Annotated in this window: 21 protein-coding genes; 5 read left to right on the forward strand and 16 right to left on the reverse strand. The window is 37.5% G+C overall.

The genetic code is table 11. The features are described 5' to 3' along the window. Positions 1–2 precede the first annotated feature (2 nt). Genes H9D55_RS07215 through pdhA form a run of 3 tightly spaced genes read right to left on the reverse strand, consistent with a single transcriptional unit; the run spans position 3 to position 3,431 of the window. The gene (locus H9D55_RS07215; RefSeq protein WP_186078118.1) at positions 3–1,322 is read right to left on the reverse strand and encodes a dihydrolipoamide acetyltransferase family protein; all 1,320 of its coding nucleotides are present in this window, start codon (positions 1,320–1,322) and stop codon (positions 3–5) included. Between the two features lie 20 nt (positions 1,323–1,342). Further along, the gene (locus H9D55_RS07220) at positions 1,343–2,320 is read right to left on the reverse strand and encodes an alpha-ketoacid dehydrogenase subunit beta (RefSeq protein WP_186078120.1); all 978 of its coding nucleotides are present in this window, start codon (positions 2,318–2,320) and stop codon (positions 1,343–1,345) included. Position 2,321: 1 nt separating this feature from the next. Then, positions 2,322–3,431 (reverse strand): pyruvate dehydrogenase (acetyl-transferring) E1 component subunit alpha, encoded by a 1,110-nt coding sequence (gene pdhA, locus H9D55_RS07225; RefSeq protein ID WP_186078122.1) that lies wholly within the window; start codon positions 3,429–3,431, stop codon positions 2,322–2,324. A 193-nt stretch (positions 3,432–3,624) separates the two neighbouring features. Between pdhA and def the strand changes: the two genes are divergently transcribed. Beyond that, the gene (def, locus tag H9D55_RS07230; RefSeq protein ID WP_186078124.1) at positions 3,625–4,176 is read left to right on the forward strand and encodes a peptide deformylase; all 552 of its coding nucleotides are present in this window, start codon (positions 3,625–3,627) and stop codon (positions 4,174–4,176) included. Here the strand turns inward: def and H9D55_RS07235 are convergent, their stop codons facing one another. Beyond that, positions 4,177–4,413, reverse strand: a complete 237-nt coding sequence (locus H9D55_RS07235) for a hypothetical protein (protein ID WP_208454740.1) — start codon at positions 4,411–4,413, stop codon at positions 4,177–4,179. It abuts the gene before it with no gap. Between the two features lie 303 nt (positions 4,414–4,716). On the opposite strand from H9D55_RS07235, the gene H9D55_RS07240 reads away from it, so the two are divergent. Together H9D55_RS07240 and rnjA are read left to right on the forward strand one after the other, a co-directional pair. Next, a complete protein-coding gene (locus H9D55_RS07240; RefSeq protein WP_186078129.1) occupies positions 4,717–4,935 on the forward strand; it encodes an RNA polymerase epsilon subunit in 219 nt (72 codons plus the stop codon). Further along, entirely contained in the window at positions 4,932–6,620 is a 1,689-nt protein-coding gene (gene rnjA, locus H9D55_RS07245; RefSeq protein WP_186078131.1) for a ribonuclease J1, read from the forward strand. Before H9D55_RS07240 ends, rnjA begins: the two co-directional genes overlap by 4 nt. Positions 6,621–6,674: 54 nt before the next feature. Here the strand turns inward: rnjA and H9D55_RS07250 are convergent, their stop codons facing one another. The 9 genes from H9D55_RS07250 to purD all read right to left on the reverse strand — a co-directional run bounded on the left by H9D55_RS07250 (position 6,675) and on the right by purD (position 15,899). Then, positions 6,675–7,340, reverse strand: coding sequence for a potassium channel family protein (locus H9D55_RS07250; protein WP_186078133.1), 666 nt, complete (start codon positions 7,338–7,340; stop codon positions 6,675–6,677). A 12-nt stretch (positions 7,341–7,352) separates the two neighbouring features. Next, a complete protein-coding gene (locus H9D55_RS07255; protein ID WP_186078135.1) occupies positions 7,353–8,366 on the reverse strand; it encodes a cytochrome d ubiquinol oxidase subunit II in 1,014 nt (337 codons plus the stop codon). Further along, complete coding sequence (locus H9D55_RS07260; RefSeq protein ID WP_186078137.1) at positions 8,366–9,733, reverse strand: cytochrome ubiquinol oxidase subunit I; 1,368 nt, start codon at positions 9,731–9,733, stop codon at positions 8,366–8,368. The genes H9D55_RS07255 and H9D55_RS07260 overlap by 1 nt, the downstream gene beginning before the upstream one ends. A 99-nt stretch (positions 9,734–9,832) precedes the next feature. Next, complete coding sequence (gene ptsP / locus H9D55_RS07265; RefSeq protein ID WP_186078139.1) at positions 9,833–11,548, reverse strand: phosphoenolpyruvate--protein phosphotransferase; 1,716 nt, start codon at positions 11,546–11,548, stop codon at positions 9,833–9,835. After that, positions 11,548–11,814 carry a phosphocarrier protein HPr gene (locus tag H9D55_RS07270; RefSeq protein WP_186078141.1) on the reverse strand — a complete coding sequence of 89 codons (267 nt, stop codon included), beginning with the start codon at positions 11,812–11,814 and terminating at the stop codon, positions 11,548–11,550. Before H9D55_RS07270 ends, ptsP begins: the two co-directional genes overlap by 1 nt. 74 nt (positions 11,815–11,888) lie before the next feature. Then, positions 11,889–12,344 (reverse strand): hypothetical protein, encoded by a 456-nt coding sequence (locus tag H9D55_RS07275; RefSeq protein ID WP_186078142.1) that lies wholly within the window; start codon positions 12,342–12,344, stop codon positions 11,889–11,891. Positions 12,345–12,379: 35 nt separating this feature from the next. Next, on the reverse strand, positions 12,380–13,279 hold the full coding sequence (locus tag H9D55_RS07280; protein WP_186078144.1) for a formimidoylglutamase: 900 nt from the start codon (positions 13,277–13,279) through the stop codon (positions 12,380–12,382). Then, positions 13,239–14,531: a lipoteichoic acid stability factor AuxA gene (gene auxA, locus H9D55_RS07285; RefSeq protein WP_186078146.1), complete on the reverse strand. Its 1,293-nt coding sequence runs from the start codon at positions 14,529–14,531 to the stop codon at positions 13,239–13,241. The genes H9D55_RS07280 and auxA overlap by 41 nt, the downstream gene beginning before the upstream one ends. Before the next feature lie 87 nt (positions 14,532–14,618). Then, positions 14,619–15,899, reverse strand: coding sequence for a phosphoribosylamine--glycine ligase (purD, locus tag H9D55_RS07290; protein ID WP_186078148.1), 1,281 nt, complete (start codon positions 15,897–15,899; stop codon positions 14,619–14,621). Between the two features lie 155 nt (positions 15,900–16,054). Here purD and H9D55_RS07295 point away from each other — a divergent pair, with 155 nt between their 5' ends. After that, complete coding sequence (locus H9D55_RS07295; protein WP_186078150.1) at positions 16,055–16,903, forward strand: bifunctional 5,10-methylenetetrahydrofolate dehydrogenase/5,10-methenyltetrahydrofolate cyclohydrolase; 849 nt, start codon at positions 16,055–16,057, stop codon at positions 16,901–16,903. 93 nt (positions 16,904–16,996) lie between these two features. Further along, positions 16,997–17,692, forward strand: coding sequence for an immunoglobulin-like domain-containing protein (locus tag H9D55_RS07300; RefSeq protein WP_186078152.1), 696 nt, complete (start codon positions 16,997–16,999; stop codon positions 17,690–17,692). Positions 17,693–17,827: 135 nt separating this feature from the next. On the opposite strand, the gene H9D55_RS07305 is transcribed toward H9D55_RS07300, so the two are convergent. Genes H9D55_RS07305 through H9D55_RS07315 form a run of 3 tightly spaced genes read right to left on the reverse strand, consistent with a single transcriptional unit; the run spans position 17,828 to position 21,164 of the window. After that, complete coding sequence (locus H9D55_RS07305) at positions 17,828–19,027, reverse strand: hypothetical protein (protein ID WP_186078154.1); 1,200 nt, start codon at positions 19,025–19,027, stop codon at positions 17,828–17,830. Further along, the gene (locus H9D55_RS07310; protein WP_186078156.1) at positions 19,024–20,217 is read right to left on the reverse strand and encodes a DUF58 domain-containing protein; all 1,194 of its coding nucleotides are present in this window, start codon (positions 20,215–20,217) and stop codon (positions 19,024–19,026) included. The genes H9D55_RS07305 and H9D55_RS07310 overlap by 4 nt, the downstream gene beginning before the upstream one ends. Beyond that, the gene (locus tag H9D55_RS07315; RefSeq protein WP_186078158.1) at positions 20,214–21,164 is read right to left on the reverse strand and encodes an AAA family ATPase; all 951 of its coding nucleotides are present in this window, start codon (positions 21,162–21,164) and stop codon (positions 20,214–20,216) included. The genes H9D55_RS07310 and H9D55_RS07315 overlap by 4 nt, the downstream gene beginning before the upstream one ends. Positions 21,165–21,266: the final 102 nt, after the last annotated feature.

A 21,266-nucleotide genomic window follows, 5' to 3' on the forward strand; every position in this document is an offset into this window, starting at 1 on the left:
CTTTACCCCTCCATTAATAGTAAATCCGGATTATTTAATAAGCGTTTAACATGATTGAGTGCTTTCTGAGCTAACGCACCGTCAATTACTCTGTGGTCATAGCTAATAGAAAGTGCTAAGACACGTGCTGCAACAACTTCACCGTCGCGAACTACTGGTGCCTCCTCAATTCTACCAATTCCAAAAATCGCCACTTCAGGTTGGTTGATAACTGGTGTGAACCATTTACCACCTTCAGAACCTAAGTTAGAGATCGAAATTGATCCGCCTTTCATTTCATCCATAGTAAGTTTACCGTCGCGTGCTTTTGTTGCAAGATCAGTAATCGTATCTGCAATTTCAAACATTGATAATGCATTCGCATCGCGTACTACTGGTACAACTAATCCACGTTCAGTATCTGCTGCGATACCTACGTTATAATAATGTTTCTGAATAATTTCCATTGTATCGTTATCAATAGAAGTGTTTAATTCAGGATATTTCTTAAGTGCTGAAACGACTGCTTTAACAACATATGGTAAGAATGTCAGTTTCGTACCTTGCTCAGCTGCAACACCTTTGAAGTTATTACGGTGTTCCCAAAGTTTGTCTACAACTACTTCGTCAATGTTTGTAACGTGTGGTGACGTCTTTTTAGAATTAACCATTGCATCTGCAATCGTTCTTCTAATTCTAGACATTTTCTCACGTGTTTCACGTTCGCCAGTAGAAATCGCTGCAACTTTAGACTCTTCTTTAGTTTCAGTAACCTCTTCTACAGTTTCAGTTGATTTTGTAGATTCAGACACTGACTGATCGCCACTTAAGAATGCATCGATATCTTCAATTAGTATACGCCCATTTTTACCGCTACCAGTAACTTCTTTAATATTAACGTCATGCTCACGTGCATACTTACGTACGCGAGGCATTGCTATAATAAATTTCTTATCTGACTCAGAGTTTTTTACCTCTATATCTTTTGATGCAGATTCTTTATTAGGTGCTTCTTTAGGTTCAGCTTTCTCTACCTCTTTAGCAACTTCATCTTTAGTTTCTTTTTCTTCTACTTCTTCGTCTTCTTTAGATTCAGAAGGACCTGAACCATCATCTATGGTAACGATGATACTCCCAACAGTAGTCACCTCTCCTTCAGATACATGAATTTTTTCAATTGTACCTGAAACTGGAGATGGTAATTCTACAACTGCTTTATCGTTCGCAATTTCTACTAGGGTATCATCTTCTTCAATTTTATCGCCTTCGGCAATAAACCACTTTGCAATTTCACCTTCATGGATACCTTCACCGATATCATGAAGTTTTACTTCATATGCCATTTACTTTACCCTCCAACTGGTTAGAAATTGATTGCGTCTTTTGCTTTTTCGATAATATCTTCTTTGTTAGGTAACCACACTTTTTCAGCAGCTGTGAACGGGTAGACTGTATCCGGAGCAGCTACGATCTTGATTGGTGCTTCAAGAGATAAAATCACACGTTCTTGTAATTCAGCAGCAACTTGTCCTGCAACACCTGCTTGACGTTGGGCTTCTTGAATCACGACTGCACGGTTAGTCTTCTCGATAGAAGCTACAAGTGTTTCATAGTCTACTGGAGAAACTGTACGTAGGTCAATGACTTCAGCACTGATTCCATCTTTTTCAAGTGCTTCAGCAGCTGAAAGTGATTCTTGAACCATTGCACCATATGCGATTAATGTAATATCTGTACCTTCTTTTCGTACCGCCGCTTTTCCTAATTCCACTTCATACTCTTCTTCAGGTACATCTTCACGGAATGAGCGATATAGCTTCATATGCTCTAGGTAAATTACTGGATCATTAGAACGGATCGCTGCGATGAGTAATCCTTTAGCATCATATGGAGTTGATGGAATTACAACACGTAATCCAGGCGTTTGAGCCATCAGACCTTCTAAAGAGTCTGCATGTAACTCTGGAGTGTTTACTCCACCACCGAATGGTGCACGGACTACGATTGGTGTTGGTTTCGTACCACCTGAGCGTTGACGATGACGTGCAATCTGTCCTGCAATTCCGTCCATCGCTTCAAATAAGAAACCAAAAAATTGAATTTCAACAACTGGTCGGAATCCTTCTAATGTTAACCCCAAACCAAGTGATGCAATTGCACTCTCAGCAAGCGGAGTGTCAAAGACGCGCTCTTCTCCAAACTCCTCATGTAGTCCTTCTGTAGCACGGAATACCCCACCGTTGACACCAACGTCTTCGCCGAATACTAGAACATTTTCGTCATTCTTTAATTCAGTACGCATCGCATCTGTTATCGCTTGAATCATTGTCATTTGTGCCATGTTACTTTGACTCCTTTTCTTTGTAGTAGTCATATTGCTCTTTAACATTGCTTGGCTTTTCGTCAAACATTAAGTCCATTAGCTCTGTTACTTTTTGCGGAGCAGCTTGGTCTGCTTCTTTGATTGCTTCTTTCACGTCTTCGCGCGCTTGTTCAATCACTTCATCTTCTTTTTCTTTAGACCATAAGCCTTTTTCTTCTAGGAAAGTACGCATACGAGTTAGTGGGTCTTTCTTCTCCCACTCTGTCTCTTCTTCCCCTTCACGGTATCTTGTTGGATCATCACCAGCGAGTGTGTGCGCACCATAGCGGTATGTCACTGTCTCTATGAGTGTCGGTCCTTCCCCTTTAATAGCACGTTCTCTCGCGTCTTTAGTTACTTTGTAAACAGCTAATGCATCCATACCGTCTACGTAAACTCCCGGAATACCTGCTGCAACTGCTTTTTGAGCTAAAGTTTTAGCTGCAGTTTGGATATGTCTTGGTGTTGAAATAGCATACTGGTTGTTTTGTACTACAAAGATTGCCGGTGCTTGATATGCACCTGCGAAGTTAATGCCTTCATAGAAGTCACCTTGTGATGTACCACCATCACCTGTATATGTGATTACTACATTATCTTTTTTACGTTTTTTGATACCAAGAGCAACACCAGCAGTCTGAACATACTGAGCACCAATAATGATTTGTGGGCTTAGTGCATTCACACCTTCAGGGAATTGATTCCCTTCGTAATGTCCTCTTGAGAATAGAAATGCTTTGGATAAAGGCAGTCCATGCCAAATTAGTTGTGGTACATCTCTGTACCCTGGTAAAACATAATCCCCTTCTTGCATTGCATAATGACTTGCAATTTGTGATGCTTCTTGTCCTGCAGTAGGCGCATAGAAACCAAGTCTACCCTGACGGTTCAATGATGTCGAACGCTCATCTAGTACGCGCGTCCAAACCATTCTTGTCATAAGCTCAACAAGCTCCTCATCAGATAAGTCAGGCATTTCTGATTCATTTACAATCTTACCGTTCTCATCTAAAATCTGGAAAAGTTCAAAAGACTCTTCAATTTGTTTTAATTGAGCTACCGGGTCAAAACTTTTGTTTTTCGGTGCCATACTTGTTCACCATACCTTTCAATAAAATGCTTACATTCATAATATCATAATCCCTCGATAACCGTAAGTTTTTCACTGTTTTTCATCTATAAGTAAGGCTGATGATAAGCGATTACAAAATTCTTATGTGAAGCGTGAAAATTATACTGAGTTATAGTATAATTAAGAAATGTATTTTAATAGGAGGCTAAACATGCTTACAATGAAAGATGTTGTTCGTGATGGTCATCCGATTCTACGAGCTAAAGTAGACGAAGTGACAACAATTGACGAACAAACTCAAAAAGAGCTCCGTGAAATGAGACAATTTTTAATTAACTCACAAGATGAGGAAATTGCTGAAAAATATGATTTGCGTGCAGGAGTTGGACTTGCAGCGCCACAAATAAACTTAAATAAACGCATGCTAGCAGTCTATTTAACCGATGAGGACGATGAACCAGTTTATGATTTGATGTTAATCAACCCAAAAATCATCAGCCACTCAGTTCAAGAATCTTTTCTGCCATCTGGTGAAGGCTGTCTAAGTGTAGATGATGACATTGAAGGCATAGTGCATCGTAAAAAGAGAATTAAAGTGCGTGCTTTGGATATTGATGGAAATGAAGTTGTAATTAAAGCGAGTGGTATGCTCTCAATCGTTTTACAACATGAACTCGATCATTTGGACGGTATTTTATTTTATGATCATATTAATAAGGACACTCCATTACTTCCTAAAGAAGGAGCAGTACCACTCGAATAATTAAATAAATTCGTCAACCCGTTCAACAAACCGTATACCTCTTTCAATGAGTAACGGTTTCAATTGCTCGTAAGTCTCTGCATTTAAAATATCAGGATCTACATCGTGTCTATACGTGTGGTGATCATCACTGCTAATATAAGCATTCGTTTGGTAAATGATATTCATGATAATAAAATTGTCACGTTTGTTAAATTCAACATAATCGAAAGGCTTATCTTCTCGCTTTTCTTCCATGCGTATTTTATGATATAACGCTTGAGCATCCATACAACTCACCCCTTACTATTAGTATAAAGTCTTTGCAACAGGAAAGTCTATAATGTAAAATAAGGTTAAGAGATAAAGGTGTGATTTTCATGTTGAGAAGATTAAAAGAAAAACTCAAGAAGAAGTTGAAGAGCATCTTAGGTCGTAGCGGGTTACTGCAACAGGAGTATATGAGGGATAAATAATCCCTATTAATAGATGTGCTTGCTAAATAAGGAGCACATCTTTTTTATGAATAAACCACTATATATTTTTAAGGAGAATTGATTTATGAAAACATTTAAAGTATTTTATCAAGACCACAAAACTCAACGCTTAATTAGAGAAGAGACACTAATTATGTATCTTGAGGCTGAAAAGATTGAAGACGTAAGAAAACATTTACAAAACGAAGAAATCACGATCGAGTTCATTGAAACACTCAGTCCCGACCATTTAGAATATGAGCGTGAGCATAATGAAGACTTTAAGGTTACAAAAGTACAATGAGTAATATTAAAGATGTAGGTGTTTTCGCCCTCGGGGGACTAGGTGAAATTGGAAAGAACACTTATTGTATTGAAATCGGTAAAGATATACTAATGATCGACGCGGGTATAAAATTCCCAAATGATGACGAGCTCGGTATTGATTACGTTATTCCTGATTACACATATTTAAAAGAGAATGAACACCGCATTAAGGCGCTGGTTGTGACACATGGCCACGAAGATCACATCGGTGGAATTCCTTTCTTATTGAAAGAAATTTCAGTACCAATTTATTCAGGTCCACTCGCTTTAGGCTTAATTAAAAATAAGTTAGAAGAACATAAGCTCATGCACCGTACGAAACTCATTCCAATTGATGAAGATACGGTTCTTAACTTCGATAGTTTCAAGGTAGAATTTTATCTAACTACACACTCAATTCCTGAAGCATACGGAATTGTAGTTAAGACACCCGTTGGAAACATTGTTCACACTGGTGACTTCAAGTTCGATTTTACACCCGTTGGTGCTCCAGCGAACATCGCTAAAATGGCGCAGATTGGCGAAGAAGGCGTGCTTTGTCTCTTATCTGACTCAACTAACGCAACAGTTCCAAACTTCACGATTAGTGAGAAGCAAGTCGGACAAAATGTAGAAGACATCTTTAGACAATGTGCTGGACGTATCATTTTTGCAACGTTCGCATCAAACATCTATCGAGTTCAACAAGCGATCGATGCTGCTGTTAAGTTCGACCGCAAGATTTGTGTGTTTGGACGAAGCATGGAAAACAACATTAGAATTGGTACGGAGCTCGGTTACATCAAAGCGCCACCAGAAACTTTTATTGAAGCAAAGCATATCAACCGTTTTGAAAAACATAAAATTATGATTCTTTGTACGGGATCTCAAGGTGAGCCAATGGCTGCATTATCTCGTATCGCAAACGGTACACATAGACAAATCAGCATCATTCCTGATGATACAGTTGTCTTCAGTTCATCACCAATTCCGGGGAACACACTGAGTGTAAACCGTACAATTAATGCACTTTATAAGCGTGGCGCTGAAGTTATTCACGGTCGTCTTTCAAACATCCATACGTCGGGACACGGTTCTCAGGAAGAACAAAAACTGATGTTGCGTTTAATGAGACCAAAATATTTCATGCCTATCCACGGTGAATACCGCATGCTTAAGATCCATAAGGACCTTGCGGTAGACACTGGTGTTGAAGCGGATAATGTATTCTTAATGGACAACGGGGAAGTCTTAACTTTATCAGAAGACCATGCCGAAGTAACCCATTCTGTACCAAGTGGTACAGTGTTTGTTGATGGTATTGGTATCGGCGATATTGGTAACATTGTACTTCGTGATCGTAAGGAATTATCTGAGGAAGGACTTGCGGTTATGGTCGTGTCTATCGACTTCGAAGACCAGACACTCCTCTCTGGACCAGACATCATTTCACGTGGTTTTGTCTACATGAGAGAATCATTCGGATTAATCCGAGGTGCAGAGAAAAAGTTACGTGAGTCAATTGAAAGCTTATTAGCTTCCGAAGAAAATGTTGAATGGTATAACGTAAAACAACTTATCATTGAAGAGCTTTCTGCCTACCTTTACCAAAAAACACAACGTAGCCCGATGATCCTCCCAATGATCATGCGAGTAAACGACAAAACATTAAAATCAAAATAAAATATATACAAAAAATCCTCCAAATAAGAATATTTGGAGGATTTTTCTTGAAAATTATTCATCAGTCCCAAACCTTGTCTCGAATCGTGATAGATCTGTATCTTTCCCGATTAGGATTAAAACATCATCTGCCAAGAGCTTCACGACTGGGTCTGGATTGACGATAATTTGATTACCTCGCTTGATAGCAAGGATTGAGACATCGTACTTTTCTCGGAAATCAAGCGTTAATATCGATTTGTTATATAAGTTTTTAGTTGTTTTGAACTCTACTATAGAGTGTTCTTCTGAGATTTCTAATATATCGAGAGTATGACTCGACACAATCCTATGTGCGAGAAGTCTACCAATGTCGCGTTCCGGGTGAATAACATGGTCTGCTCCAATCTTTTCGAGAACTCGACCATGATATTCATTCTGAGCTTTTACTGTAACCTTCTCTACACCTAGGTCTTTTAAAATTAATGTTGTCAAGATGCTGCTCTGAATATTTTCACCAATCGCAACGATGACGTGGTCAAAGTTTGTAATACCGACACTGCGAAGCACCGCTTCATCTGTCGTATTTCCAATAACCGCTTCTGTAACGATATCTTTATATTCATTCACGACTTCTTCGTTCTTATCAATCGCAAGCACGTTTGCATCTAGCTCTCTTAACTCTTGTACGATACTCGATCCAAATCGGCCAAGTCCGATTACGGCAAATTCTTTTTTCATACTCTAATCTCCTTAGTCCTCTTTACCTTGGACATAGTCCTTATCAAATAGGAACATTCTCATTAATATTATAAGACTTGGAATTAACAGTAACAATCCTAAAATGAATACGACCGTCAGCCAGAAGGCCATCGATTCATTTACGACACTTTCGATTCTTACATAAGGATATAGGATATACGGTAATTTACTGATTCCATATCCAAAGAATGCACTTAAAAATTGTAGCATTACCATAATGAATGCCATACCGTATCTTCTTTTTTTGTAGATTAAATACACGGCTATCCACATAAATACTAGAGATAAGCCAAATAGGTACCAATAGTTCTGTGCGTTCATAAAGTGCGCTTCGTTGTTCGATCTTAATCCTAAGAATACGAACTGAGAGCTTACTAACATAGGAATTGTCCAAATCAAGAACCATTTACGAATAATTTCAACTGCTTCAAAAGCTCTCGCTCTGTTTGCGTAGAATGTTAGGAATGAACTTGAAATGTAGAGAACTGAAATCACTGCTAAGAATACAACAGACCATGCATACTGACTAAAGAGTAATTCCATTAAGTTTAAATCAATGCCGCCAGCTTTCTCTTTAATAAACCCGCCTTCAGAGATTACAAGCGTAACGGATAGTGAAGCAGGAATTAGTAAACCCGTACCTCCGTAGAGAAATGCCCATACAATATTCGAATCTTTTGAGTACTGATTAAACGCGTAATAACTTCCGCGTATCGCCATTAAGATTAACGCAATCGATGCTGGAATTAGTAAAGTCGTACCAAAGTAATACGCTGTATCAGGGTAAAACCCAACGATCCCAACGAAGAAGAACACAAAGAATACGTTTGTTACTTCCCAAACTGGGTTTAAATATCTAGTAATAATAGGAGTGATGATGTTCGACTTCCCTGTCGCTTTCGCGTAGAAGTTATAGAACCCAGCACCAAAATCTACAGATGCAACAATTACATAACCGTAAAGGAATGTCCAAAGTGCCGTAATCCCAATAATCTCATAATTCATTAGAATCGACCTCCTTGTTCCATCAAGCTCTCTTTGCCGTAATATGCAATTTGTGAGTCACGTGCTGATTCGTTCTTAAACATGTTAACCATAACTTGAATAGTAGTGTACCCAAGAATGAGATATAAAACACCAAACATAATCATCGTGATTCCAAGCCCATCTGCTTGTGTAATTGCCTCGGAAACTCTCATGTAGCCTCTTATAATCCAAGGTTGACGACCGAGTTCTGCTGTAAACCAACCCGCTTCAATAGCCGCGAAGCATAATGGTCCCGATAGTGCGTATAAATATAACATAAATCTTGAATGCGCCCACTCTTCTCTCTTGAAGAGCTTTAATATGAAGTAAAGTGCAGATACACCTAGTCCAAACATTCCAAAAATAACCATGATGTCGAAGAAATAATGGACAACGAGTGGTGGCCATTCATCTTTTGGAATATCATTTAACCCTGTTACTTCTGTAGAAGGTTTGTTTCCTGACAGAATTGAAAGTGCTGCCGGGATACGTAGCGCTCCCTTAACTTCTTGATTTTCTTCATCTAAAATACCAAAGAGAATTAAATCTGCGTTCTCTTCAGTTTCAAAATGCCACTCGAATGCTGCAAGTTTTTCTGGCTGTTCATTGTGTAAAAACTTTGCTGATAAATCCCCAGCTAACAGAGTGAGTGCCGCAGCTGCAAGACCAATAATCATATTAACTTTTAGACCTTTTCTATGATACGCTCTGTCTTCAGTGTGTTTAGATCTTAGTAATTTAACTGCTGCTACAGTTACCATGAAAAATGCTGCTGTCATATAAGCTGTTACAACTACGTGAAATACACGTACGCCTGTTGAGGCGTTAAACATTGCCATGATTGGGTCTACGTTTTTAAACACACCTTCAACAAGATCAAATCCTGCCGGTGTGTTCATAAAGCTATTAACTGTTGTAATAAATACTGCGGATAATGAAGAGCCAATAACTACTGGAATAGTAAGTAACCAGTGATGCCATCTATTTTTAAATCTATCCCATGTGTATAGATAAATACCAAGGAAAATTGCTTCAAAGAAGAAAGCAAAAGTTTCCATGAATAATGGGAGTGCTATAATTTGACCTGCAAGCTTCATAAAATCTGGCCAAATCAGGCTGAGTTGCAGACCGATGATTGTTCCAGTGACTACTCCTACTGCCACAGTAACGGTATATCCTTTAGCAATACGTCGTGCCATCGTTAAATAGTGATAATCATTTTTCTTAATACCTAAGAATTCGAATACCATTATGACGATTGGAATTCCGACACCAACTGTTGCGTAGATAATATGGAATGCGAGTGTCATTGCAGTTAGAATCCGTCCAAGAAGCACATCTTCCATTAAAAAATTCCCCCTATATAATACGTTAATTAATATATATACTTATATAAACTGTACATTATATCATGTTAACATATTCACAAAGTTTTGATAAGTGATTTATTTGTGACGAATAATCTTTGCTACCCTATCCATCATTTCACTTTCACTTTCTACTTCGTAAATGTGACGTTCAAAAACATGCAACTTTCGACTGTCGAGTTCATGGATGAATTTTCTTAACTTTAATACATGTGACGGGTGCACACTGAGTGAGTCTATTCCAAGTCCCAGCAAAATTGGAATTGCTTCCCTATCATGTGCGAGTTCTCCACATAATCCAACTTTTATATTCTCTTTGTGTGCACTTTTAATAATATAATGGATTAACTTCAGTAATCCTGGGTTCAACGTTTCTACGAATGATGAGACGTTTGGGTTCATACGGTCTGCCGCCATGACAAATTGCGTTAAATCATTTGATCCGATGCTGAAAAAGTCCGCATGTTTTGCAAGATATTCAGCATGTATCGCAGCTGCAGGTGTCTCAATCATGATGCCCAGTGGAATTCTCCTATTCAATGATAATCCAAGCTTCTTTTCTTCATCTTCAAAAATTCCTGCAAGCTTTTTAAACTCAGCTACTGTATTAACCATAGGAAACATTACACGCACGTCACCATATTGACTTGCACGAATAAAAGCACGTATCTGAGTTCTAAAGACATGCTCATTCAAAAGTGAGAAACGCACCCCACGCGTCCCTAGGAAGGGGTTTGTCTCATATTCATGATCGTAGTATGGCAAGTATTTATCTCCACCAACGTCTAACGTTCTAAACGTCACTGGCTTACCATCCATCCTTTCTACTACATCTTTATAGATCTCAAGTTGCTCTTCTTCACTCGGATAGTTCGAACGGCTCATGTACACGAACTCTGTTCTAAATAATCCAACCTGGTCTACATTAATGTCGAGCGCCTCATCGACAGTGCCTCTCGTCGAAACGTTCGCACCCAAATTAATGCGTTTCTTATCCGCTGTTTCCGTAATCTTCGTCCGATACGGAGCTAGACGTTCACTTGCCTTTGACTTATCACTCTGTTTTTTAAGATAAAACCACGTGTCTGAAATGGATGCGTTGAAGACGACTTCTGCGTTATCCCCGTCTACGATCATCATGTCGAAAGGACGCGCCATCTCCAGTGCATTCTTCACGTTAGAAACCAGTGGAATACCATGACTCATTGCAATGATTGCTGTATGTGAGTTCTCAGAACCATTCTCTAGTACAATTCCTTTAATAACATTTTTGTCGAGCTGTGCAACAATTGAAGGTGGTAAATCTTTGGCCACGATAATTGTTGGTTCATACAACTCTGTTAGGTTTAGCGTCTCGTGACCTTCTAATCTATACAGCACACGTTTCAGTACATCATCAATATCTTGTTTTCGCGCACGTAGATATGCGTCATCAATCTTCTCAAACGATTCGATGATATGGTTCTTTTCCGTATATAATGCATGAGTGACATTGTGAAGTTCGTGTACCTTGTTTTTAATATTTTGATGAAGCTCTGGATCATCGAGCATCATAATTTGTGCTTCCATGATTGCAGCATCCGTATATTCACCATTCTGAATCGTTCTGTCTTTAATTTTAATAAGCTCATTTCGTGCAATATTTACTGCAGAAACGAGCTTATCAAGTTCAGTCTGAATTTCTTCTTCTGGTATTTTGTTTTCATCAATATTAAAGACAACTTCTTGGTATTTAACGACTGTACCAAAACCGATACCGCCTCCACCACGATTACCTTTAATAATTTCTGTCATTACTCAGTCAGTCCCTCTTGTTTTAATGCCTCAGTAATTTTTTCTAATGCTTCTGCTTCGTCAGAACCATCCGCATAGATTGTAACTTGTGCGCCTTTACCAACACCAAGTGACATAACACCCATGATTGATTTCAAGTTGACTTTTTTATTGTTATATTCGAGCTCAATGTCTGATTCGAATCGTGTCGCTGTTTGAACTAAAATCGTAGCAGGTCTAGCGTGAATTCCTGTTTCATCTACAATATCAAATGTTCTTTGTTGCATATTGGTAACTCCCTCATCAAATTAAATTAATAGTTTCACAAACTATTGTACACGATTACATAAACAAATGCACATTAAATAACTGTCTGGTTGTCTAAATATTTTACTACCTTTTCGATGTGGTCCATTCCGAGCTTTCTCATAAGTGTATAACTCACAACTGCACTTGTTCCATGAGTGACAACCGTACCTACAGATATTGGGCCTACTTTTGTACGTTTGTTGCGGTTTTGAAGTTGCTTTAATACGACTTTCGTTGTTTGCTTAGCAATAAATTCACCTGCACCACTTGTAACCATAATAGCGAGACGCGTCTTCATCGAATCATTATTATCTTTTAACTCCTCACTTGTTACACCAAATATTTCGTTTATATCGTCTTCAATTTCTGTCATTAATTTATAGTCTGTACCCATATCAAAAAGTGGTACTGGAACGATTGCTGCGAGACCGGATTGCCTTGCTTTTTGTTTTACAAGTTCAACGGCCTCTTGTTTTCTTCTTTCAATTTGCTCTTTAGTTAATGCCATAAAACCACTCCTTATTTAAAATTATATACCCTTAATTACACATTTTCATTCTTACTGTTTAAAAATGTCACAGATAAAAATGCGGCAAGAGCACTTGTCATATCATCTCTATCGTGTTCAGGTGAGACTTCTGAAATATCGAACGACACTAAATTGTTTAATTTTGCAAAGTGTTCGATGATTGTTTTTATCTCTAAACTCGTAAATCCATTCGAGCTTGGTGCAGAAACACCAGGTGCATCGCTCGCCTTTACTGAATCCATACACAGCGTCATGAATACTTTGTCATAGTTCTGTAGTGTAGTTGATAAGGTAAAAAGTAAATCTTTGTTTTCTCTAATCTTATCGATTGTATAGTATTCAACACCAAATTGATTTGCTGTCTCAAAAAGTGTTTTTGTATTTCCAAGTGGCTGAATCCCGAGCACTTTGTAGTGGATATTTTTATCTGAAGATAAAATTTGGTGGAACATTGTTCCGCTAGATGATGTTTCGTTTCTTAAATCAAAATGCGCATCAATATTTAACACACAAATTTTCTCGTCTTTAAACGTCTCACGTACTCCTAAATAATGTCCATAAAGTGTTTCGTGTCCACCACCTAATATTAAAACAAAGTTATCTTTCTTTAATAAATTACTAATTTGATTCCCAAGTTCAGCTTGTGACACTTCGAGTTCTGTCGTTCCAACAACAGAACCTACGTCAAAAATTTCTCTAATATATGGTAAAGATGCCATTTTTTCGCGAATTTTTACTGGACCTAATGAAGCACCAACTCTACCCTTGTTGCGCTTCACACCCTCGTCTGACATAAAACCAATAATCACATCACTATTTGTTTCATTACTATACTCTTTTACCACTTGGTGAAATCTTTCTTTGATAGAAGGATTATCTGTCCGTCCTGTATAACTGTGTTTTTTTAAGGTCATCGTTTTCACTCCTCGTAAAAGGTTTAAAGATACTGATTAACATTAATGGTAACGTCAGTATTACTAAAAATATGTTGAGTGGTAATATAAAAATCGATAACTCAACGGCCCTAAAGATTGTAATAAATAGGCTGGTACTAAATTTAACAAACAATGCGACAATGATGATCATTTGTCTGTGATAATACTTATCATTCCAAGTGTTCATGATCGTGAAATACATATATAACGAAGCTAAGATGAACGTAATAGCTAAATTCACCCATTCGTAAATGTATTGCACATTTGAAATTTTAAACAACCCTTCGAACACAACACCATTACGATTGTTAAATTCTAAGAATATCATCAAGAACATGACGAGCCCGAGTGTGAGTTCGATATAGTTAATCCTGAACCACGACACTGGCTTGATCTCAAAAAACTCAAAAAACTTTTCTGTTATTTGTGTTTTTAACCTATAGAAGTACTTCATAAAATCAAAGTACTTGTTAAAATCGAGATTTAGTTTGCGTCCGCGTCTAAGTTCCTTTACTCTTGAATATTCTTGATCATTCATCTCAGCTACTGGTTTTTTCAAGATGTTTTCTGCTTTAGATAAGAACACGCCAACCGATAGTGAGAGTAATGCAAGTATCCATGTGATTGAGAAGTACATATTGATAGAGAGTACATCTGTCGGCGTGATGCCACGACCGATATCACTATACACTGCGTTTTGTGTAAAGAAATACGCAATCATGTAGAAGAACATGATGAGAAGATACTGCTCTTTTCTAAATCTGTGATCTAAATGTTCGTTAAAGATGTTATAAAGAAGATGTATAATAAATGCTATTAAGAATAAGATACTTGTATATCCATACACTTGGAACATCAGAACTGTTGTCCAAATAAACATGACACCAGTTAAACTGAAAAAGAAGATAATAAACCTACGGTCATATCGCGTGGTCTTTTTCATAATGCTAGCTGCTTTAAACATCCATGCACCAATCGCTATAAATAATAGGCCGACAACGATAGGAATCAAGAAATGCAATCCTAATATTGGTCCTAATATATTTGTCAGTTCAATAAAAAATACATTGATTAAATCGATTATGTTTTTAATTTTTTCAACTTCTATACTTTCATTTTGACTGCTGATTCGTCCCGAATTAATGACCAGAAACAAACCTTGTATAATAAAGAATATTCCGAGTAAATAACTCGCAATAATCTCTGTATTTAACTTTATCCTATTTAACATGATGTCACCCCAACTATAAGTATTATATCGGAGCGCCTACTATAATTCATCTGATAAGAAAAAAACAGACGCAATTTTTGCGTCTGTTTAAACTAGAGTTCCAAGCGCTCGATGAGCGATGTCTTTTCTATAGTAAAAGTTCTCTGGATTATATGCAAGCTGATCCATATTGTCATAAGCTTTCTTCACAGCTTCTTCTAAAGTACTCGCATATCCTGTAACCATTAATACACGTCCATCAGCCGATACATAATCTCCATCTTCCGTTTGTGATACACCGCTGATAAAGATATCATCCATCAGCTCTTCTGGAATATAGAGTGGTAAGCCTTTATTCACTTCAAAAGGATAATCTTTTGTCGCAAGTACTACTCCTGCTATGAATCCATCTTTCCATTTCATCTCAAACGGTTCTTTATTTTTCAACTTATTTAGCATTTCTAGGAAATCATTCTCAAGTAAACCCATTAACACTTGTGCTTCAGGATCTCCAAATCTTGAGTTGTACTCAATCACTTTAACGCCATCACTTGTGTTCATTGCACCTAGGTACAGTACACCGAAATAGTCGAGACCTTCGTCGACCATTGCGTTTATTGTAGGTTCAATTAGCTTAGTGATTGCTTCTTGTCTAATATCTTCGGTAATATGTGTTACTGGTGCATATGCACCCATACCATTAGTATTTGGACCAACGCCCTTAGCATACGCACTCTTATGGTCTTGTGCGATTGTTTCAAATGCATGATAGGCATCTCCGTTTACTAAGACCATTAGTGAGAACTCTTCACCATCCAAGTGCTCTTCAATAATTAACGGTTCAATGCTGTCATCTTGAGTTACAATTGCGATGTCATTTAATGCTTCCATCGCTTCAGCTGCTGATTTCACAACTCGGACACCGACCCCTGTGACGCTACCGAGTCCGTCTTGCTTAATTACTTTAGGGAAGCACGCATCCTTCAGGTATTCTTTTGCTTCACTAAAAGATCTAAATACTTCGAAATCTGCCGTTGGTATATTATATTTATTTAAAAGTTCTTTCGTAAACACTTTTGAAGTTTCCATCTGAGCCTCTTTCTTACGCGGACCGAACACAGTTAACCCATACTCATCGATTAGATAATCTGCGAGTCCTTTTTCTAATGGCTCAGGAGGCCCAATAATCACCCAGTCTACTTGGCGTTCAATACAAATACCTGCAATAGCGTGAAAGTCATCTTCTTTTACCCTATACATTACTTCACAAAGGTCATTCATTCCTGCGTTACCTGGGATCGCGTAGATCTCGTCTACATTCTTAGATTCAGAAAGCATTTTAACAATTGCGTGCTCTCTTCCTCCGCTTCCTATTACTGCAACATTCATTTAAAAACACCCTTTACGGAATATTTCTGTAACTCTATTGTACTAAAACCGCTTACATTTTGGAATTGAAAAGTAACATTTATGTAATATTCGTACTAGCATTTACATGTATAATTTGGAATAATAAAGATAACACATAGTCTAGGAGGATTTAAATGACAGCAGAAATTCTTAATGGTAGAGAAATCGCAAAAGATTACCGTGCGGATCTCGAACGACAAGTCAATGAATTAAAAGAAAAAGGTGTGACTCCGAACTTAACGGTAGTTATCGTGGGTAACGATGGGGCTTCACTCAGCTACGTTAGATCAAAAAACAAAGCTGCTGAAAACATAGGCATGGAGTCAAGCATTGTGCGCTTAGATGAAAATGCTACAGAAGAAGAAGTACTTAATACTGTAGAATCATTAAACCAAGATAAGAAGGTCCATGGAATCCTTGTACAAGTTCCACTTCCAAAACAAGTAGATGAAAATAAGGTGCTCGACGCAATTACACCTGAAAAAGATGTTGATGGTTTCAACCCAATCAACATCGGTAAACTTTACACAGGACAAGAAACATTCGTTCCATGTACCCCGCTTGGAATCATGGAATTATTAAAACACACTGGTTCTTTAGAAGGTAAAGAAGTTGCAGTAATCGGTCGTTCACACATCGTAGGTCAACCAGTAGCTAAATTACTTACTGACCAAAACGCGACTGTAACTCTAATGCACTCAAGAACTAAAGATATGGTTTCTAAAATCAAGGATTTCGACGTTGTCGTTTCAGCAGTTGGTAAACCAGGATTATTAAAAGGGGCAGATCTTAAAGATGGCGCAATCGTCATCGATGTAGGTAATACGGTAGTAGACGGCAAGCTTGTTGGTGACGTAGATTACGAAAGTGCTTTAGAAAAAGCAAGCTACATTACGCCTGTACCAGGCGGTGTTGGTCCACTTACAATCACAATGGTATTAAATAACACGCTACTTGCAGCGAAACGACAAAACAATCTTTAATAATATATTTAGCTGAACATTTCTATGTTCAGCTTTTTTATTTTGTCTATATCTTGTAAAATAGGAGTAACAATGAATTTTGAGGTGTTCTTTATGAATTCTATTATTATAAAAATGATGATCGCCCTACTCCCAACAGCACCTGTGGTTGGCGAGTATATGGCAGACTATGAACCTGCAAAAACAGAGAATGCAAAACAAGAACAGAATAAAAATGAACTAACAGAAACGATTGAAGATATCCAGGCAAAGGTGACTACGGATTATCCAAAGTTGTTCAACGTAGATGAATTCAACGTACAAGTTGGCGATTCCTTTGACCCAATTGAAGGCGTGTATGCTGTCGATAAGAGAGATGGTGATGTGACAGATAACATTACAACGAGTGGTGATGTGGATACTTCGACTATCGGTGATTATTACTTGAAGTACAAAGTAACGAACAATACAGGCGGTTGGTACGAAATTACACGTATCGTTCATGTATCTGAAAATCCAACAGATAAAATCAAACCTACCCCAAAAACATTCGGTAGAGATTCTGATAAGAATAAAACACGTGTGACATTCACAAGTATCGATGACGTGGAAATTTCAGTAGGTTCAGACTTTGATCCAAAAAAAGGGGTAAAGATCTATGACACAGATGGTCATGACATCACGAATGATGCAATCGTTCAAGGGGATAAAGTAGATACAGAAAAAGTTGGCGAATACTTTATTGCCTATACTGTGATTGACCGCTTTGGTAAAGCAAACGCTGCTGCGAGAAAGGTTACAGTGAAATAATGGGATACACAATTGGATTGATTGCCCTTATTGCACTTGCTGTAATCTCTACATGGTCTGTACGAAATAAAAATAAATCGTAAGAATTAAAAAAGTCTCCTAACTTTGGTTTCCAAATTTAGGAGACTTTTTTATTTAATTTTCTCGTTCCTTTATCTTTGCTTTTATTTTATTTTTAATTGCGTTGATGTGCGCTTTAAATATTGATACATCTGTGAATGAATGTGATCCATAACGCACCTTACTATAAATCTCTATCTCTTCAGTACTAAACACGTCTGACAACTCTTCACGTGCAATCCATTCTTCAATCGTTTCATCAGTGTAGCGTCCAATCCCAATTCTATTCACCCATCGTTCAAAATCAAAATAAACTTGGCGAATTGGATCTTTAGGCTTCTTAAGTTTAATTCGCTCTCTAATTTTATTTATTGGTATTGGAACTATTTTAATATCTAGCTTTTCATTCTCAATGACCGCATCATTCTTACTTCTCATTACAAGAACAATGACCATTATTATAAATGCCACAACAATAATTCCTATTATTATCATATCGAGTGGTAATCTCTCTAAAAGACTTTCTTGCTTAGTATTATGTATTAAATCAAGCACAGTCTCATCCAGACTCTCTCCTGTATTTTCTTCTTCAACAAATTCAGGGGTCTCAAATTCTAGCTTATCCATCCACACGAATAGTGGCTTCATCAAGAAAAATATCGCGTTTAAAATCCCAACAAGTGCAAGTTTGACTAAACTGCTGATACCTTTAAACAAAATTCCAACAACTGCCCCACCTGCTGTTAGAATGAGGCCCACAAATATAATCGTATTTAAATAGTCCGAAACCTTTATGTTATCATCTGTCATTTGAGCTACAATTTTTAAAATGAAATAAGAAATCAGTTGTACAATAAACATGCTTGAATAAAACATGTAGTTATCCGGACTTATAATCCCAGTTCGAATGAATTGCGATAAAATTACGACAATGAGCGACACTACAATTGCATACTTTTGAAAATCTGTCATTCTATCCATATACAGTCGGTCAAAACGAAAGACTGAAATAACACTATATAACATTGCGACTAGCACATTATTCCCTACTAAGAGAAAAAGTATAAAGAAAAACGGTACAAAATAATAGAGCACATATGAGCGTGCCTTGTTTGTAATAATTGTACCGATTAAAAATACCAGAATGAGAACGATACTATTAAAAAGTAACTTCGGTGTCTCATTGAAAGTAGCATTGAGTTCTGCAAGTATAACAATGACTGTCATCATCTCAATCACATATTTAGGAAAAACCTCTTTGAATAGACGTATCATCTTGCACCTCCAGAACGACCAAACTCAACTAATTCATATTTGTCGAGTTGGTATACTGAAATTTGTCTCTTCTGCAACTCGAATAATGCTGTATTTATTTTGTGGTCGGTAGGTCCTGTAAATATTAAGTGGCTCGGTACATGATTGAGATTAGGGACGCTTCTTACGAGATGATCAAAAGGGACTGTAAAATCAATCGATTTTAATCGCGCTAAAAATTCCAACGTACGCTTATAGTGATTCGCTCCACTTCCAATCGGTACATGGAGATAATCATTTAAATGGATATGTTTCACATTAGATATGAGTTGGTAAGGAATTTTGTCACGCGTCAATTGATAAGAAATATATGCAATCTTTTCATAAATTTCTTCAATATACTCAACTGCGACGTATGATTTATCTGAACGTAGATTTACTATTATCAAGACCTCTAGGTCTGTCACTTGTTCATAAACATTCGTTCGAAGTGCGCCTAGTCTCGCTGATTCTTTCCAGTGAATATCTCTTAATTGATCTGTTCGTACATAATCTTTAGAGGCGACTTTCAATATCTTATCTTGGAACAAAGCATTTTGTTTACGATAATTTCCCTCAACATTTCGAAGTCTAAACGGTTTGAATTTTGAAACTTTGACTTCGGGATATACGATCACTTCTGTCGAGTCGATTGATTTTTGCTGTAAGACAATTTGGTTGAATCCAAAAAGATTCGAGTACGATAAGGTGCTCCCAAACACTTTTGAGACACCCCGTTCAATCGCTATGTACTTCGCAGAGACATGAATGCTTCTCTTCGGCATCACACTGAAGAGTAACCGTTTATGTGTTCTTGAAGCTGATCGCTTCTTTTTATCACCAGCAAAAATAATGTAATCACTCGCATAGATATCTAGCGCCGCACCAACAATAGGAAGAAGTCCATGTTGAGTGATCTTAAAGGTCATGACGCCTTCCTCACCCTTATACTTACGCGCAGACTTCTCTACAAACTCAACCTCTAGTTTTCTATGAGAAAGTGCTGCATACAAATCTGACAGGAGCAAAATTGCACCAATGATACCTAGGATATATAAAAGAGTGTATGAGTAATCAGCAGGATAAAAAGATGCCCATACGAAATAAAAGAGAAACACACCATATAAGAATGTATTCAATTTAGATGGCAAGAAGTGTGCTTTGAACTTCATCGTACTACTCCGGTTTCGACTGGTACTTCTACACCTCTCACAATCTCTTCAGCGACTCTTTTAGGTGAATCCACTGTCATACCTTCGATAGACAGCATGATTCTATGACTAATGACTGGTAGTACAATATCTTTAACATCTTGCGGTGTGACATAATTTCGACCGTTAATGAATGCAACTGCACGTGCAGTATTCATAATATGTAAGGTACCACGGGGGCTTACTCCCAGATCTACATAGGGATGCTTACGTGTTTTTCCTACGATATCTAAAATATAATTTTTCACCGTTTCATTTACCTCTACCTTGTATACATCATTTTGAAACGATTTGATTTCTTCAAGTGTAAAGACCGGCGTAATTTCTTCTAATTTAGACTTAACCATATGCTGATCCATCATGAGCATCTCACTATCACGATTCGGATAATCTAGGTCGATCTTCATTAAAAACCGATCAAGTTGAGCTTCTGGTAAATCAAAAGTGCCTTGAGACGACTCTATGGGGTTTTGCGTTGCGAGTACGATAAATGGACGCTTGAGTTCGATTCGCTCTCCATCAATCGTAACTTGACTTTCTTCCATGACCTCAAGAAGTGCAGATTGCGTTCTTGGTGTCGCTCTGTTAATTTCATCGGCAAGTAATACGTTCGTATCGATGGGACCTAGCTTTAACTCAAAAACCTCTTCTTTAATGTTATACATATTCATTCCAGTGATATCTGTTGGTAATACGTCTGGAGTGAACTGTATACGCTTGAACTCTCCACCTATTGCACGTGCGATTGCTTTCGAAAGAACGGTTTTTCCTGTACCAGGTACACTTTCAAAAAGAATGTGTCCTTCTCTTAAGAGTGAGATAAAAATAAGGTCAATCGTTTTTCTGTTAGAGATAAAAACTTTACTAATCTCTTCATTAAATTGATCTAATTTATGTCTAATATCCATTATGTATCCCCTTTCATTTCTTATTAAAAGTATATCAATATTAAAAATATGCCACAATAAAAAACTTCCAACCAAGATTGGTTGGAAGATTAAAAATAATAT

It is taken from the genome of Phocicoccus pinnipedialis (assembly GCF_903994035.1).
In the GTDB taxonomy this organism is placed as follows: Bacteria; Bacillota; Bacilli; order Staphylococcales; family Salinicoccaceae; genus Phocicoccus; species Phocicoccus pinnipedialis.

Excerpts from the sequence above, each read along its gene's own strand:
- H9D55_RS07220 (WP_186078120.1), bottom strand. The coding sequence starts at position 2,320 with ATGGCACAAATGACAATGATTCAAGCGATAACAGATGCGATGCGTACT.
- H9D55_RS07270 (WP_186078141.1), bottom strand. The coding sequence starts at position 11,814 with ATGCAACAAAGAACATTTGATATTGTAGATGAAACAGGAATTCACGCT.
- H9D55_RS07260 (WP_186078137.1), bottom strand. The coding sequence starts at position 9,733 with ATGGAAGATGTGCTTCTTGGACGGATTCTAACTGCAATGACACTCGCA.
- H9D55_RS07305 (WP_186078154.1), bottom strand. The coding sequence starts at position 19,027 with ATGATACGTCTATTCAAAGAGGTTTTTCCTAAATATGTGATTGAGATG.
- H9D55_RS07275 (WP_186078142.1), bottom strand. The coding sequence starts at position 12,344 with ATGGCATTAACTAAAGAGCAAATTGAAAGAAGAAAACAAGAGGCCGTT.
- H9D55_RS07255 (WP_186078135.1), bottom strand. The coding sequence starts at position 8,366 with ATGAATTATGAGATTATTGGGATTACGGCACTTTGGACATTCCTTTAC.
- pdhA (WP_186078122.1), bottom strand. The coding sequence starts at position 3,431 with ATGGCACCGAAAAACAAAAGTTTTGACCCGGTAGCTCAATTAAAACAA.
- ptsP (WP_186078139.1), bottom strand. The coding sequence starts at position 11,548 with ATGACAGAAATTATTAAAGGTAATCGTGGTGGAGGCGGTATCGGTTTT.
- H9D55_RS07300 (WP_186078152.1), top strand. The coding sequence starts at position 16,997 with ATGAATTCTATTATTATAAAAATGATGATCGCCCTACTCCCAACAGCA.
- auxA (WP_186078146.1), bottom strand. The coding sequence starts at position 14,531 with ATGTTAAATAGGATAAAGTTAAATACAGAGATTATTGCGAGTTATTTA.
- H9D55_RS07250 (WP_186078133.1), bottom strand. The coding sequence starts at position 7,340 with ATGAAAAAAGAATTTGCCGTAATCGGACTTGGCCGATTTGGATCGAGT.
- H9D55_RS07295 (WP_186078150.1), top strand. The coding sequence starts at position 16,055 with ATGACAGCAGAAATTCTTAATGGTAGAGAAATCGCAAAAGATTACCGT.
- H9D55_RS07235 (WP_208454740.1), bottom strand. The coding sequence starts at position 4,413 with ATGGAAGAAAAGCGAGAAGATAAGCCTTTCGATTATGTTGAATTTAAC.
- H9D55_RS07315 (WP_186078158.1), bottom strand. The coding sequence starts at position 21,164 with ATGGATATTAGACATAAATTAGATCAATTTAATGAAGAGATTAGTAAA.
- purD (WP_186078148.1), bottom strand. The coding sequence starts at position 15,899 with ATGAATGTTGCAGTAATAGGAAGCGGAGGAAGAGAGCACGCAATTGTT.
- H9D55_RS07215 (WP_186078118.1), bottom strand. The coding sequence starts at position 1,322 with ATGGCATATGAAGTAAAACTTCATGATATCGGTGAAGGTATCCATGAA.
- def (WP_186078124.1), top strand. The coding sequence starts at position 3,625 with ATGCTTACAATGAAAGATGTTGTTCGTGATGGTCATCCGATTCTACGA.
- H9D55_RS07240 (WP_186078129.1), top strand. The coding sequence starts at position 4,717 with ATGAAAACATTTAAAGTATTTTATCAAGACCACAAAACTCAACGCTTA.
- H9D55_RS07310 (WP_186078156.1), bottom strand. The coding sequence starts at position 20,217 with ATGAAGTTCAAAGCACACTTCTTGCCATCTAAATTGAATACATTCTTA.
- H9D55_RS07280 (WP_186078144.1), bottom strand. The coding sequence starts at position 13,279 with ATGACCTTAAAAAAACACAGTTATACAGGACGGACAGATAATCCTTCT.
- rnjA (WP_186078131.1), top strand. The coding sequence starts at position 4,932 with ATGAGTAATATTAAAGATGTAGGTGTTTTCGCCCTCGGGGGACTAGGT.